15 protein-coding genes are annotated in these 14096 nt (G+C 59.1%); 10 read left to right on the forward strand and 5 right to left on the reverse strand.

What is annotated here, in order from left to right; all coding sequences use genetic code 11:
• Positions 1–78 precede the first annotated feature (78 nt).
• The 4 genes from trkA to def all read right to left on the reverse strand — a co-directional run bounded on the left by trkA (position 79) and on the right by def (position 4421).
• A complete protein-coding gene (gene trkA / locus PG900_RS18615; RefSeq protein ID WP_011704263.1) occupies positions 79–1455 on the reverse strand; it encodes a Trk system potassium transporter TrkA in 1377 nt (458 codons plus the stop codon).
• Between the two features lie 147 nt (positions 1456–1602).
• Entirely contained in the window at positions 1603–2895 is a 1293-nt protein-coding gene (rsmB, locus tag PG900_RS18620) for a 16S rRNA (cytosine(967)-C(5))-methyltransferase RsmB (protein WP_124252680.1), read from the reverse strand.
• A 56-nt stretch (positions 2896–2951) separates the two neighbouring features.
• Positions 2952–3896, reverse strand: coding sequence for a methionyl-tRNA formyltransferase (fmt, locus tag PG900_RS18625; protein ID WP_270801295.1), 945 nt, complete (start codon positions 3894–3896; stop codon positions 2952–2954).
• A 12-nt stretch (positions 3897–3908) separates the two neighbouring features.
• Entirely contained in the window at positions 3909–4421 is a 513-nt protein-coding gene (gene def / locus PG900_RS18630; RefSeq protein ID WP_011704266.1) for a peptide deformylase, read from the reverse strand.
• 108 nt (positions 4422–4529) lie between these two features.
• Between def and PG900_RS18635 the strand changes: the two genes are divergently transcribed.
• The 9 genes from PG900_RS18635 (at position 4530) to PG900_RS18675 (ending at position 11279) form a co-directional block, all read left to right on the forward strand.
• Complete coding sequence (locus PG900_RS18635; protein ID WP_039214794.1) at positions 4530–5618, forward strand: LysM peptidoglycan-binding domain-containing protein; 1089 nt, start codon at positions 4530–4532, stop codon at positions 5616–5618.
• A 1-nt stretch (position 5619) separates the two neighbouring features.
• Positions 5620–6735 (forward strand): DNA-processing protein DprA, encoded by a 1116-nt coding sequence (gene dprA / locus PG900_RS18640; RefSeq protein ID WP_270832009.1) that lies wholly within the window; start codon positions 5620–5622, stop codon positions 6733–6735.
• On the forward strand, positions 6728–7201 hold the full coding sequence (locus PG900_RS18645) for a DUF494 family protein (RefSeq protein ID WP_011704269.1): 474 nt from the start codon (positions 6728–6730) through the stop codon (positions 7199–7201). Before dprA ends, PG900_RS18645 begins: the two co-directional genes overlap by 8 nt.
• 55 nt (positions 7202–7256) lie before the next feature.
• A complete protein-coding gene (locus PG900_RS18650) occupies positions 7257–7814 on the forward strand; it encodes a DNA topoisomerase family protein (protein WP_017410581.1) in 558 nt (185 codons plus the stop codon).
• Positions 7815–7888: 74 nt separating this feature from the next.
• Positions 7889–8392: a 5-(carboxyamino)imidazole ribonucleotide mutase gene (gene purE, locus PG900_RS18655; RefSeq protein ID WP_016349078.1), complete on the forward strand. Its 504-nt coding sequence runs from the start codon at positions 7889–7891 to the stop codon at positions 8390–8392.
• A gap of 136 nt (positions 8393–8528) precedes the next feature.
• On the forward strand, positions 8529–9089 hold the full coding sequence (locus tag PG900_RS18660; RefSeq protein ID WP_270801304.1) for a Sua5/YciO/YrdC/YwlC family protein: 561 nt from the start codon (positions 8529–8531) through the stop codon (positions 9087–9089).
• A 94-nt stretch (positions 9090–9183) separates the two neighbouring features.
• Positions 9184–10092, forward strand: a complete 909-nt coding sequence (gene hemF / locus PG900_RS18665) for an oxygen-dependent coproporphyrinogen oxidase (RefSeq protein ID WP_270801306.1) — start codon at positions 9184–9186, stop codon at positions 10090–10092.
• A 108-nt stretch (positions 10093–10200) separates the two neighbouring features.
• Positions 10201–11022 carry a shikimate dehydrogenase gene (gene aroE, locus PG900_RS18670; protein ID WP_139705519.1) on the forward strand — a complete coding sequence of 274 codons (822 nt, stop codon included), beginning with the start codon at positions 10201–10203 and terminating at the stop codon, positions 11020–11022.
• Positions 11019–11279: a DUF1488 domain-containing protein gene (locus PG900_RS18675; RefSeq protein WP_016349082.1), complete on the forward strand. Its 261-nt coding sequence runs from the start codon at positions 11019–11021 to the stop codon at positions 11277–11279. Before aroE ends, PG900_RS18675 begins: the two co-directional genes overlap by 4 nt.
• A gap of 791 nt (positions 11280–12070) precedes the next feature.
• On the opposite strand, the gene yihA is transcribed toward PG900_RS18675, so the two are convergent.
• A complete protein-coding gene (gene yihA, locus PG900_RS18680) occupies positions 12071–12721 on the reverse strand; it encodes a ribosome biogenesis GTP-binding protein YihA/YsxC (protein WP_029302461.1) in 651 nt (216 codons plus the stop codon).
• Positions 12722–12863: 142 nt separating this feature from the next.
• On the opposite strand from yihA, the gene PG900_RS18685 reads away from it, so the two are divergent.
• Positions 12864–13481 carry a c-type cytochrome gene (locus tag PG900_RS18685; RefSeq protein ID WP_016349084.1) on the forward strand — a complete coding sequence of 206 codons (618 nt, stop codon included), beginning with the start codon at positions 12864–12866 and terminating at the stop codon, positions 13479–13481.
• Positions 13482–14096 lie beyond the last annotated feature (615 nt).

Consider the following 14096-nt stretch of genomic DNA (forward strand, 5'->3'; position numbering starts at 1 on the left):
TGATTGACAAAAGACCCGGACAATCCCTGGTAGAGGCTGTGCCGGGTCTGGGTTGTGCTGCCTGGGTGCATGGGCAGATTACAGGAAGAAGGGACTTGGCTGGAACAGACGTTCCACTTCCGGAATGTACTTCTTGTCCACCAGGAACATCACCACGTGGTCATCCTGCTGGATCTGGGTCCGGTCGTGGGCGATCAGCACCTCGTCACCGCGCACGATGGCGCCGATGGTGGTGCCGGGCGGCAGCTTGAGCTCGCCTACCGTCTTGCCGACCACCTTGGAGGTGTTCTCGTCCCCGTGGGCGATCGCCTCGATGGCCTCGGCCGCACCGCGGCGCAGGCTGTAGACGTTGGCGATGTCGGCCCGGCGCACGTGGGTCAGCAGGGCCGAGATGGTGGCCTGCTGCGGCGAGATGGCGATGTCGATGGAACCGCCCTGCACCAGATCCACGTAGGCGCTGCGCTGGATCAGCACCATGGTCTTCTTGGCGCCCATCTTCTTGGCGAGCAGGGCCGACATGATGTTGGCCTCGTCCTCGTTGGTCACCGCGATGAAGACGTCGATCTGGTCGATGTGCTCCTCCGCCAGCAGCTCCTGATCCGCCGCGTCGCCGCAGAAGACGATGGTGTTTTCCAGCACCTCGGAGAGCTGCTCCGCCCGCTTCTGGTTGCGCTCGATCAGCTTCACGCTGTAGCGCTTCTCCAGCTGGCGGGCGAGGCCGGCACCGATGTTGCCGCCGCCGACGATCATGATGCGCCGGTAGGGGCTCTCGAGCCGCTGCAGCTCCGACATCACGGCGCGGATATGGCCCGCCGCCGCCACGAAGAACACCTCGTCATCGGCCTCGATGATGGTGGTGCCCTGCGGGCGGATGGAGCGGCCCTGACGGAAGATCGCCGCTACCCGGGTCTCGATGTTGGGCATGTGATCCCGCAGGGTGGAGAGGGCGTTGCCCACCAGCGGGCCGCCGTAGTAGGCCTTGACCGCCACCAGTCCCACCTTGCCGCCGGCGAAGTCCACCACCTGCAGGGCACCCGGGTACTCGATCAGGCGGCGCACGTAGTCGGTCACCAGCTGCTCGGGGGCGATCAGGTGATCCACCGGCACGGATTCGGGCAGGAACAGCCGATCACGCTCCACCAGATAGGCCGGCGAGCGGATCCGCGCCACCTTGTTGGGGGTGTTGAACAGGGAGTAGGCCACCTGGCAGGCGACCATGTTGGTCTCGTCGCTGTTGGTGACCGCGACCAGCATGTCGGCATCCTGGGCACCCGCTTCACGCAGCACCTTGGGATGGGCGCCGTGGCCGTTCACCACCCGCAGGTCGAACTTGTCCTGCAGCTCGCGCAGCCGGTCGCTGTCGGTGTCGACGATGGTGATGTCGTTGTTCTCGCCGGCCAGGTTCTCGGCCAGGGTGCCGCCGACCTGGCCGGCGCCCAGAATGATGATCTTCATAGGACGGCCTCATGAGCGTCGCCGTTGCAACGGCGGCCAGGGTGCGTGGGGACGGTCATCAACAGGATGAATCTCATAGGGAAAGCGCGCTCGATGTTGGGCAGTAATGGGTGCCGCAAGCGGCACCCGCCGTGATGATGGCCCTGCTTACCGCTTGATCAGCTTGGCATAGTAGAAGCCGTCCATCTCGGCCTCGCCCGGCAGAAACTGGCGACCCGGGCACTCCGGGGTGTCCTGCGCATGCAGCGGTACCAGGATGGCGTCCGGGGTGGCCGCGAGGAAGGCGCGGATCTGGTCGCGGTTCTCTTCCGGCAGCACGGAGCAGGTGGCATACAGCAGAGTACCGCCGCTTTTCAGTTTCGACCAGAGGGCGCCGAGGATGCGGTGTTGCAGCTCGGCCAGCTCGCGGATGTCCTGATCCCGACGCAGCCACTTGATGTCGGGGTGACGGCGGATGACGCCGGTGGCGGAGCAGGGGGCATCCAGCAGGATGCGGTCGAACTGACCCTCCGGCCACCACAGATCCGGGGTGCTGGCATCGCCGTGGATCACCTTGGCGGTGAGGCCGATGCGATCCAGGTTCTCCTGCACCCGCTTGAGGCGGTTGTCGTCGGCATCGACCGCCACCACGCCGGCCAGCGCGGGCTGGCGCTCCAGCAGGTGGGCGGTCTTGCCACCGGGGGCGGCGCAGGCATCCAACACCCACTCGCCCGGTTGCGGGTCGAGCAACGCGGCGGCTTGTTGTGCTGCGCCATCCTGTACCGAGCAGTCGCCGACCTCGAAGCCGGGCAGCTTGGTCACGTCGCAGGGACGTTCCAGCAGGATGCAATCTTCACCCTCTTCACCGGCCATCGCATTGATGCCGGCCTCGGCCATGCGGGCCAGCATCTGCTCGCGGCTCTGGCGCTGGCTGTTGTTGCGGATCCACATGGGCGGGCGCTGGTTGTTGGCCTCCATGATGAATTCCCACTCATCCGGATAGGCCTGGCGCAGCCGCTTGGTGAGCCACTCCGGGTGGCCGAGACGGATGCTGGGGACACGGTCGATGCGCAGCAGAATGACTTCGGCGCTGCGCTGGAAGTTGCGCAGCACACCGTTGATGAGGCCGCGCAAGGAGGTGCCCTTGAGCAGCTTGACGGCGTTGACGGTCTCGGCCACCGCGGCGTGAGCCGGAATGCGGGTGTAGATGAGCTGATAGAGACCGACCAGGATCAGGTAGTGGAAGATGCGGCTCTTGTTCTTGAGCGGCTTGTCCATCATCTCGCCGACCGCCGCATCGAGGCGGGGCAGCCAGCGCAGGGTGCCGTAGCAGAGTTCTTGCAGGAGGGCGCGATCGCGGGGCGCAACCTTCTCCTGGGCAGCAGGCAGAACGGCGGAGAGGGACTGGCCCTGATCCAGCACCTGTTGAATGACGAGAGCAGCCTGTGCGCGTGTTTTCATAGTGTTACCTTAGATGCGCAAGTCGGGGCCTGGGCCCCGCCTTGTGTCAATTCAGTTCAATTCAATTGCGTGCCGGGTTCAAACCAGTCGCGGCGAGAGTTGAGCAGGTCCGTCACGGACATGGCCTTCTTGCCGGGCGGCTGCAGGGTCAGCAGGCGCAGCACACCCTTGCCGGTGGCGATGTCGATCCCCTGTTTGTCAGCCTTGAGCAGGGTACCGGCCGCCTGGCCGTGATCCTGTGCGACGACCTCGGCCTGCCATACCTTGACGGTCTGGCCGGCGACTTCAAACCAGCTGATGGGCCAGGGGTTGAAAGCGCGGATGCAGCGCTCGATGGCGATGGCTTCCATCGACCAGTCGATGCGGGCCTCCTCCTTGGAGAGCTTCTCGGCGTAGTTGGCGAGCGCATCGTCCTGCGCTTCGGCGGCGGTGTTGCCGGCAGCCATGGCATTGACGGTGTCGACCAACGCCTGCGGGCCCAGTCCGGCCAGCTTGTCGTACAGGCTGGCGGAGGTTTCGTCGGCGACGATGGGGCAGCTCACCTTGCGGATCATGGCACCGGTATCCAGCCCCACATCCATCTGCATGATGGTGACACCGGTTTCGGCATCGCCCGCCCAGATGGAGCGCTGGATCGGCGCGGCACCGCGCCAGCGCGGCAGCAGGGAGCCGTGCACGTTGATACAGCCCAGACGCGGAGTGTCGAGCACGGCCTTGGGCAGGATCAGGCCGTAGGCGACCACTACCATCAGGTCGGCGCCAAGGGCGGCCAGTTCGGCCTGGGCCTCTTCCTTGCGCAGGGAGGCGGGTTGATAGACCGGCAGATCGTGGGCCAACGCCAGCTCCTTGACCGGGCTGGCGGTGAGCTTCTGGCCGCGGCCGGCAGGTTTGTCGGGCTGGGTATAAACGGCGACGACCTCGTGGTCGGAAGACAACAACGCCGCCAGGTGACGGGCGGCGAAGTCGGGAGTACCGGCAAAAATCAGTTTCAGCTTATTCAATGGGGCAGATCCTCAGAGGACTTTACGATCTTCACGGGCCATCTTTTCCAGCTTCTGGCGAATGCGCTGGCGCTTGAGCGGGGACAGGTAATCCACAAACAGCTTGCCGACCAGATGGTCCATCTCATGCTGGATGCAGATGGCGAGCAGATCGTCTGCTTCCAGCTCGAATGCCTTGCCGTGGCGATCCAGGGCGCGCACCTTGACCCACTCGGCGCGGGGTACCAGGGCACGGCTGCCGGGCACGGAGAGGCACCCTTCCTCGATGCCGGTGCTGCCGGCCTGTTCGATGATCTCGGGGTTGATCAATACCAGAGGATCTTCACGGTTTTCAGAGACATCGATCACTATGATGCGCTGATGAATGTCGACCTGAGTGGCGGCGAGGCCGATGCCTTCCTCCGCGTACATGGTTTCGAACATATCATCTACAATGTGTTGTAACTCGGGTGTAAAGGTCTCGACAGGGGCTGCGACGGTACGCAGACGCTCATCGGGGAAACGCAATACATCTAGAATGGCCATAGTTTTTTCTTTAGTTTCGTATAAATGCAGTCAATATTGGCGTAATTCTAGTCATTTACGCCGACAAAAAACAGCAACACTTTGCGCGCAGAAGTAACAGGGAGTGTTATGTATCTGAAGCAAACCATCCTCGCCTGTCTGTTGGCCACCCTGAGCCAGGGCGTGCTGGCCGACCAGCTGAAACTGAAAGCGGGTTATCCCGAGACCTATGTGGTGCAAAAAGGCGATACCCTCTGGGATATTTCCGGCCAGTATCTGGCGGAGCCTTGGCTATGGCCAAGGCTCTGGAATATTAACCCGCAGATCGCCAATCCACACTGGATCTACCCAGGCGATGTGCTGCACCTGAGTTGGGTCAACGGCGAGCCGCGGCTTGGCAAGGCGATGCAGGGCGGCAAGCAGGTTGTTCACCTCTCTCCCAAGAGTCGTTACGAGAACAAGGCCAACCCCATTCCAACCCTGCCGCTCAGCGAGATCGGCCCTTTCCTGCAAACCGACCATATTCTGGCTGACAGCCAGCAGGCAAAGCAGCTGCCTTATGTGCTGGGCAATGATGAGGCACACATCGGCATGCTGGAGGGGGATACCCTTTACGTACAGGGCTCGCTGATCCCGGGTCAGGACTATGGCATCTATCATCCGGGGACCATCTACAAAGACAAGAAGAGTGGCGAACAGCTGGGGCAAGAGGCGGTCTTCGTCGGCACGGCCAGAGCGGAAGCCCTGCTGCCGGACGGCCGCACCCGGGTAACCCTCAGCCACAACCAGCGCGAGGTGTATCAGGGCGACAAGCTGATGCCGTTCCCGCCGCAGGAGAGCCTCTCCGCCGTGTTCACTCCCAAGGCTGCCCCCGTCATCTCGCCCGGCTATATCGTCGATTTGCCGAGCAAGGCCCGCGGCGGTGGCAAGTTCGACGTCGTGCTCATCAACAAGGGCATACGTGATCAGGTGGCACCCGGTGATGTGCTGGAGATACTGCGGCCCGGCGCCCGGCTGGTGAGCAAGAATGGCAAGGTCGCCTATCGGGAGTACTCCTCCGTCTATGACAAGGCCTTCTATTCGGCCGGCAAGCCACCCCTGCCGTCGGAGGCCGTGGCTCGAGTCATGTTGTTCAAGGTGTACGACAAGCTGAGTTATGGCCTGATCCTGCAGAGTCAGGACATGGTCAGCACCGGTTATCAGGTCAGCAATTTCTGACGTGCCTCTTCCATCCGGGCGACTCGCGCTGTGGTTGACGCTGGATGCCGTCACTGGTATCGGTCCGGTCACCGCTGCTCGCCTGCTGGCCCATTTTGGCGGTGACATCGTCACCCTGTTCGACGCCGATGACGGCACCCTGCGAGCTCTTGGTCTGCAGAGCGCTCAAATCCAGCAGATGAGGTGGCCCCAGCCGGTTGTCGAGCAGGCGCTGAGCTGGGCCGCCGAGCCCGGCAATCACCTCCTGTGTCCGGATGACCCCGCCTATCCCACTTTGCTCAAAGAGATCCCCGCCGCCCCGCTGTTGCTCTACTGTCGTGGCAACCTGGCTGCCCTGTCTGCTCCTCAGCTGGCGATGGTCGGCACGCGCCATCCCACCTATGCCGGCAAGGACAATGCTGTCCGCCTCTGCGCTGAGCTGGTCGCCTGTGGGCTGGCCATCACCTCCGGACTGGCTATTGGCATCGATGGAGTCTGTCATCAGCAGGCGTTGGCGACAGGGGGGACTACCCTGGCCGTGCTGGGCTCAGGGCTCGACTGCCTCTATCCGAAGCGCCATCAGGGGTTGGCCATGGAAATCCTGGCGCAAGGCGGCTTGCTTATCTCCGAGCTGGCCCCCGACAAGGGACCGCTGGCCGAGCACTTTCCACGGCGCAATCGCATCATCAGTGGCTTGTCGCTGGGTACCCTGGTGGTAGAGGCGGCCGAGCAGAGCGGTTCGCTCATCACGGCCCGTTATGCATTGGAACAGGGGCGAGAGGTCTTTGCCGTCCCTGGTGCCCCGCAAAATGTGCAGGCACTAGGTTGCAACAAATTAATCCAGCAGGGGGCCAAACTTGTATTGAGCGCGGCCGATATAGTGGAAGAGCTGCCCGGATTTGTCGGTCTGCTGCAGCAAGTGTCTGACTTGTCTGAGCATTCGAATAATAGCGAATTGCCTTATGCCGATTTGTTGGATAACGTAGATTATGAGACCACGAGCGTGGATACCGTTGCCGAACGGTCCCAGCTTCCTGTCGAAGTGGTATTGGGCAGGTTGGTAGAGCTGGAGCTGGCCGGTGCAGTGATGGCGGTAGCCGGTGGATACGTCAGAGCGAGGAGGGCGAATCATGTTTGATGTATTGATGTACCTTTTCGAGACCTACATCCACAGCGATGCAGATGTGATGGTCGAGCAGAATGAACTCACCGACGAACTGAGCCGGGCAGGTTTCGACAAAGACGAGATCGAGAAGGCGCTCAACTGGCTGGAGCGACTGGCCAACCTGCATGACAGCGAGCGGGAGGTCTACGTGGCCGCCAGCGCGCAAGGCTCTATGCGTATTTATGCTCCACAAGAACTGGCACGCCTCAGTACCGAGTGCCGTGGTTTCCTGCTGTTTCTGGAACAAGCCCAGGTACTCAATGCCGAAACCCGCGAAATCTGCATCGAGCGCCTGCTCGAGCTTGATAAACCGGATATCGAGCTGGACGATCTGAAGTGGGTCGTCATGATGGTGCTGTTCAACGTACCGGGCAGTGAAAATGCCTACCAGCAGATGGAAGAGCTGGTGTTTGACGAGTCAGACGGTGTCATCCACTGACAGCCCGGTGCCGCGCTGGTAGAATTCAGGTCATCTGGATTTCAAGGCGCGGCCCATGTCAAAAATCGATCATCACCTCTTTTCAGCCCACGAACATGCCTTCGAGCGCGAACCGTGCCCGCAGTGTGGGGCCGAGCTGGTGATCCGCCAGGGCAAGCATGGTCCCTTCCTCGGTTGTTCTGCCTATCCTGCCTGTGATTACATCCGCTCCCTGACCCCGTCCGGTCGTGACATCGAGAAGGTGCTTGAGGGCTCGGCCTGCCCGGACTGCGGCCAGCCGCTGGCGATCAAGAAGGGGCGTTATGGCCTGTTTGTCGGCTGCACCCAGTACCCGGCCTGCCAGCACATCGAATCCCTGCAGGAGAGCGACGATACCCAGATCCTCTGCCCGGAGTGTGGCAAGGGACACCTCATCAGCCGAACCTCTCGCTATGGCAAGCAGTTCTACTCTTGCGACGGTTACCCCCATTGCAAATATGTGGTGAATGACAAGCCGGTCCCCATGCCTTGCCCGCAATGTGGCTGGGGTATCATGGTCGAGAAAAAGGTGAGGGGAGCACTGCGCTGGATCTGTCCGCAAAAGAAATGCGGCCACCAGAGCGAGCAGGTATAATCCGGCCGCCACAAGCGAATTGAAACGTTTTCGGCTAACTTCAACCCCCCACTTGGAGTAAGGAAATTCCCACCATGAATAAACCCTTTGTTGCCGTATTGATGGGCTCTGATTCTGATTTTCCGGTGATGCAGACCACCCTCGAGGTGCTCAAGTCATTCGATATCGCGGTAGAAGTGAAAGTGACCTCCGCACACCGTACCCCGGCTGCGACTCATCAGTACGTGACCGACGCCGAAACCCGTGGCTGCAAGGTCTTTATCTGTGCCGCCGGTCTCGCCGCTCACCTGGCAGGTGCCGTGGCGGGTATCACGACTCGTCCTGTGATCGGTGTGCCCATCGATGGCGGCCCGCTCAAGGGGCTGGATGCGCTGCTTTCCACCGTGCAGATGCCGGGCGGGGTGCCGGTGGCGACCGTGGCGATCGGCAAGGCCGGTGCCAAGAATGCAGGCTATCTGGCAGCGCAGATGCTGGCAGTGGCGGATGATGAACTGGCGGCCAAGGTGCAGGCCGAACGCCAGAAAAATGCCGACGAGGTACTGGCCAAGGACGCCGCCTTGCAGGCCCTGCTCAAGTAAGCTCCGAGACGGCAACCCCCCCCCCCGTTCGCCACCGGCCTCTCGCTGGTCGATGAAGGGAGGGGCGCCAGGGTCGCCGTTTCGTAGGCTCAATGTTAATCAATGATGAGGCGACAGCCCGGCTGTCGCATTTTTTATGCCCAATGAATTTGAACTTGCAGTTGCCGCCCTCCAGCGCGATGGGGTGATTGCCTATGCGACCGAGGCGGTATTTGGCCTGGGTTGTGATCCTGACTCCGAGTCGGCGGTACACCGTCTGCTGGCGATCAAGCAACGCCCGGTGGAGAAGGGACTGATCCTGATCGCCGCCGATCTGGCTCAGTTGCAGGATTACATCGATCTGGACCAGCTCACCAGCGAGCAGCTGGCCTGGGTGGAAGCGAGCTGGCCTGGTCCCTTCACCTGGATCATGCCGGCGCGCAGCAATACCCCGGCCTGGCTGACCGGTCAGTTCACTACCCTGGCGGTGCGTGTGACGGCCCATCCGCAGGTACAAGGGCTGTGTCGTGCCTTTGGCAAGCCACTGGTCTCTACCAGCGCCAACCTGACCGGTGAAGAGCCTGCCCGCAGGGTGGCGGATATCGGCGAATTGCTGGCGAGTCAGCTGGCCTATATCCTGCCCGGCGAAGTGGGGGGGCAGGCCAATCCGTCCGAGATCAAGGATGCCAGAACCGGCGCCATCATCCGCCCCTCTTGAACCGCTCGGAGAGCAGCAATGCGGATCGGCTTAGCCCATCCGGCGACATCACAATAATAGGGTCAGGCGACGATCCTGGCTGACTGGAGACAAGATGAGCAAACCGGATGTGGCCCAGGTCAAGGCCTTCCTGCTGCAGTTGCAGGACGAGATCTGCCGTGGTCTGGAACTGGCCGATGGCGTCGGACACTTTGTGGAAGATGCCTGGCGTCGTGAAGGAGGTGGCGGTGGCCGCACTCGCGTGCTGCGTCACGGTGCGGTGATCGAGCAGGGAGGGGTCAACTTCTCCCACGTTCATGGCGATGCCATGCCGGCCTCGGCAACGGCCCATCGGCCGGAACTGGCGGGCCGCCGGTTTGAGGCCATGGGGGTGTCGCTGGTGATCCACCCACACAATCCGTATGTGCCGACCAGCCACGCCAATGTGCGCTTCTTCATCGCCGAGAAAGAGGGGGAGGAGCCGATCTGGTGGTTTGGTGGCGGCTTCGATCTCACCCCGTTTTATCCGTTCGAAGAGGACGTGCGGCATTGGCATCAGGTCTCCCGCGATCTTTGTCAGCCGTTCGGCACCGATATTTATCCCGAGTTCAAATCCTGGTGTGATCGCTACTTCTTCCTCAAGCACCGGGACGAGACACGTGGCGTTGGCGGCCTCTTCTTCGATGATCTTAATCGCTGGCCGTTTGCCGACTGTTTCGCCTTTATGCAGGCGGTTGGCAAGGGCTATCTCGATGCCTATCTACCGATTGTCGAGCGCCGCAAGGCGCTGGCTTATGGCGAACGGGAGCGGGAATTCCAGCTCTATCGTCGTGGCCGCTATGTGGAGTTCAATCTGGTGTATGACCGTGGCACCCTGTTCGGTTTGCAGACTGGCGGGCGCACCGAGTCGATCCTGATGTCGATGCCGCCGCTGGCGCGCTGGGAATATGACTGGCAGCCGTCAGCGGGCAGCCCGGAAGCATTGCTCTACAGTGACTACCTAAAACCGCGCGAGTGGTTGTGACCAGAGGAGAGGGGCCATGATGGCCCCTTCTTATTGGCCGATATTCGGCTTGTTCCTGAGTGCGAAAACCCGTTAAATCGGGAGATTGCCCTCTGAAGGAACTCTTTGATGGATCGTTATCTGGTTTTTGGCCACCCGGTGCGCCACAGCAAATCTCCCTTTATTCATACCCTGTTTGCCAGGCAAACCCAGCAGGAGCTGGAATATGGTCTGGCCGAGCCGGCCGTCGAAGAGTTCGCCACCAGTCTGAGAGACTTCTTTGCCCAAGGTGGCAAGGGATGCAATGTCACCGTCCCCTTCAAGGAGCAGGCATTCGCCCTGGTCGATCGACTGAGTCCTCGTGCCCGGCGGGCGGGGGCCGTCAACACCATCAAGCTGACCGATGATGGCGTACTGCTGGGTGACAACACAGATGGTGCCGGGTTGGTGGCCGATCTCAAGGCGCATGGTGTGGCACTTGCTGGCAGCAGGATTCTGCTGCTGGGGGCGGGTGGCGCGGCGCGCGGTGCGCTGGCACCGCTGCTGGCCGAGCAACCCGAGGCATTGGTTATCGCCAACCGTACTCACGCCAGGGCAGAACAGCTGGCTGCCGAGTTTCGTGATCTGGGGGCGGTAAGTGCCCAGACCTATGAGCAGCTGGGCGGCCATTTCGATCTGATCATCAACTCCACCTCCGCCAGCCTGCAGGGAGAGTTGCCGCCGCTCCCTCCGGTGCTGATCCACGCCGATATCGCCATCTACGACATGATGTATGGCGCGACCGATACCCCCTTTATCGCCTGGGCCAAAGGGCAAGGGGCTCGCCAGACCGTAGATGGCCTCGGTATGCTGGTGGAACAGGCGGCAGAAGCCTTTACCGTGTGGCGCGGAATCCGGCCAGGGACTAAACAGGTATTGAGAGAACTGAAACGAAATCTGGGGACCTTATGAATCAAGGCATCTTGTTTCCCGAGCTGGCCGACTGGCAAGCGCATGAACAGCGGATCCACTTCCCTGCCCAGCAGATGGGGGCGCTGGTGGATTGCTACATCAGTCGCAGGCGTTTAGAGAAAATGACCGGGCTCTCCCTCGCCAGAGAGGAAGACATCCTGCGAGCTTTCGAAAGCGTGCGTTTTGACATCGAAGAGATTGCTGAAAAACTCATTGAGGAACAAGAGTTTGCAGAGGATGGCGCCATCTATCTCTGATTTTTTCAAGTTTTTTCTCAAAGCAGCGGAACTTGCGCCAAGTTGTGCTGACTAACTAGATAGTTGAGGAAGTGCTAGCTAGTCACCTTTATAACTCCCCGGTATTCGTACTGGGGATTTTTTTATCTATATGAAAAATAACATAATTTATGTAATTCATTTTTCGTGAAACTTAATTACATAAATTACTTTCACTTTCTGCTGCTTTGCTATACAGTTAGCAACGTAGGGTACAGAGGTAAGATGTTCTATCTTTCAGACCTTTTATTTCACGTAATTGAATGTGGCTGAATAGCGGCCCCGGTGAGTCATCATCGGGGTGTTTTTTTATGGGTTGCGTTTAGAGTAAATGCTTTAATGTTGGCGAATGTTTGTTAGAATGAAGGGGCTTCTTGAGGAAAACCAGTCGTCTTTGTTCTCAAGATTTAGCTTCTTCCCAATTTTTGAACTGATTGTTTAAGGCCGGTACTGCGCTTGCAGAACCGGCCTCATTTTTATCCTTTCCATTGACTGCTTTGTAATAAAATTTCACTTTGGTACTTATTTGGTGATGGAACGCCTCCGCCGGCGTCTATTTTTGAAAACGTTGCCAATGGGATGAAAAGTTAATTGTTATATAGAATTAACTGTTTATCCCATTGATAAAAATAGTGTTTCAAGAGCTCATCGTAGGGAGTGGGCGATGTCACTGGCGAGAGGGGGTTATGGCAAGCAGACTGAAAGCCTTTCAATCAGCGGAGGAGCTGCTCCGCCAATTGCAGGGTTTGGTTGTGGTGTATACAGGACGTAGCTTACTCCTCGAGCGGTGCTTGCTCATCGTCAGCCATTTCATCGGCGCCTGCGAGATACCAGCCAGTCAGCGTCTGTGCCAGTTTTTCGACCCCGATCTGGGTCAGGGAAGAGAAGGCTTCCACCTGGATCTGCGGACCCAGCTCGGCTACGGCCTGGCGTACCTTGATGACCTGATTGTTGCGCGGACCTGGGCTCAGCTTGTCGGCCTTGGTCAGCAGCAGCATGACCGGCAGTTTGCGGTGAGAGCTCCACTCCAGCATATTCATATCGGTATCTTTGAGCGGATGGCGGATGTCCATCAGGATCACCAGACCTTTCAATGACTCACGACGCTGCAGATATTCCGCCAGCGACTTTTGCCACTTGAGCTTCATTTCCAGCGGAACCTGCGCATAACCGTAGCCCGGCAGGTCGACCAGACGCTTGCCCGGTTCCAGCTCAAACAGGTTGATCAGCTGGGTGCGTCCCGGCGTCTTACTGGTGCGAGCCAGGTTCTTGTGCTTGGTCAAGGTATTCAATGCAGATGACTTACCGGCATTGGAACGGCCGGCAAACGCAATCTCGACACCCCCATCATTTGGCAGGTGACGGATGTCGGGTGCGCTGGTCACAAAATGCACCTTATTGAAATTCAGAGTTTGTGTATCCAACGTAAATTCCCCATAGAGATAGAGGGTTATAGAGTTACTTTTTTGTGAAATCGTGTAAAATGGCGTCGCTTAAACGCGTTTATTTTAACATGCCTTCAGCGGCATGGGATCTGGAAGCCTAATAACGAGAAGTTGGAACGCCATGAAGAACCTAGTCATTACTCTTGCTCTGATGGTTGGCGTAACGGGGATGGCACAAGCCAAGGGCGATGCCGCTGCGGGACAAACCAAGGCTGCCGTTTGCGCGGCTTGTCATGGACCGGACGGCAACAGCCTAGTCGATATGTATCCCAAGATTGCTGGTCAGCACGCATCATATATCAAAAAGCAGTTAGTTGAACTGAAGGCTGCAGCTTCTGGTCAAACTGGCCGGGTTGCACCCATCATGGGGCCGATGGCGCTTCCTCTGTCTGAACAGGACATGGAAGACCTGGCAGCCTACTTCTCCAGTCAGAAGGTGACGCCGCTCGCAGTACCCGATGACGCCGTCGCTGCAGGCAAGGCGCTTTACATGGGAGGGGACATGAGCCGTGGTCTGGCTGCTTGTACTGCCTGCCATGGTCCGCGCGGCTCGGGCGTCGAGCAGGCCAAGTATCCGAGCCTGTCCGGCCAGCATCCTGCCTACATCAAGGCCCAGCTCACGGCTTTCAGGGCCGCTGCCCGTGACAACGACCCGAACAGCATGATGCGGGACGTTGCCAAGAAGCTGACCGATCAGGATATCGAAGTACTGTCCAAATATGTGGCAGGTCTGCACTGATCAAGCCGATGATATTATCTCATTGATATTGACGAGGAGCCGCCGGCTCCTCGTTTCTTTTCGGCCTTTAACACCATTTGGCCAATTTTTTCTCGCATTGTTGTAAGAGATCTCCCATTCATCAGCCTGGCCAGGGCTTAAACATTTTTAGAAAAATGCTTAGTAATTCATTAATTTCAATATGTTAAATGACAATAAGTCGTTTATCTCCGTTTGAAAACGTTCCTGATGGATTGAGTCACATTATTAAATTGATACAGTGGATGCATGGAATGACCCACGCGGCGGTTCACGACCGGGATGTCGTGAAGACAGGATGTCGATGAGGCTGGATGCCAAGGGCCACGCGAGTGGCAGGCAATGGATTGAAAGACCAGGATGGTGACCGTTCAGGAAGAGCGGGGCTGCGGGAAGCAACCACCCCAGAAGATGACCGGACGTCGTCTGCATGGGTCAGGCAAGCACACGCACATTCAGGATCGACCAATTAAGGTCAGGATGACCATACACAAGATATGATGCGCAGAAGTATCACCACGGACAGGGTGATTTGCAGCCAGGGATGGGACTCGCATAAACATATCAAGGCAGCTTCGGCTGCCTTTTTTCTTTTGG

This window comes from Aeromonas sp. QDB03 (assembly GCF_027707985.1).
Lineage (GTDB): Bacteria > Pseudomonadota > Gammaproteobacteria > Enterobacterales > Aeromonadaceae > Aeromonas > Aeromonas hydrophila.

Coding starts and splice junctions, on each gene's coding strand:
- def (WP_011704266.1), bottom strand. CDS start 4,421: ATGGCCATTCTAGATGTATTGCGTTTCCCCGATGAGCGTCTGCGTACC.
- PG900_RS18645 (WP_011704269.1), top strand. CDS start 6,728: ATGTTTGATGTATTGATGTACCTTTTCGAGACCTACATCCACAGCGAT.
- rsmB (WP_124252680.1), bottom strand. CDS start 2,895: ATGAAAACACGCGCACAGGCTGCTCTCGTCATTCAACAGGTGCTGGAT.
- trkA (WP_011704263.1), bottom strand. CDS start 1,455: ATGAAGATCATCATTCTGGGCGCCGGCCAGGTCGGCGGCACCCTGGCC.
- purE (WP_016349078.1), top strand. CDS start 7,889: ATGAATAAACCCTTTGTTGCCGTATTGATGGGCTCTGATTCTGATTTT.
- hemF (WP_270801306.1), top strand. CDS start 9,184: ATGAGCAAACCGGATGTGGCCCAGGTCAAGGCCTTCCTGCTGCAGTTG.
- PG900_RS18660 (WP_270801304.1), top strand. CDS start 8,529: ATGCCCAATGAATTTGAACTTGCAGTTGCCGCCCTCCAGCGCGATGGG.
- PG900_RS18635 (WP_039214794.1), top strand. CDS start 4,530: ATGTATCTGAAGCAAACCATCCTCGCCTGTCTGTTGGCCACCCTGAGC.
- aroE (WP_139705519.1), top strand. CDS start 10,201: ATGGATCGTTATCTGGTTTTTGGCCACCCGGTGCGCCACAGCAAATCT.
- PG900_RS18685 (WP_016349084.1), top strand. CDS start 12,864: ATGAAGAACCTAGTCATTACTCTTGCTCTGATGGTTGGCGTAACGGGG.
- PG900_RS18675 (WP_016349082.1), top strand. CDS start 11,019: ATGAATCAAGGCATCTTGTTTCCCGAGCTGGCCGACTGGCAAGCGCAT.
- PG900_RS18650 (WP_017410581.1), top strand. CDS start 7,257: ATGTCAAAAATCGATCATCACCTCTTTTCAGCCCACGAACATGCCTTC.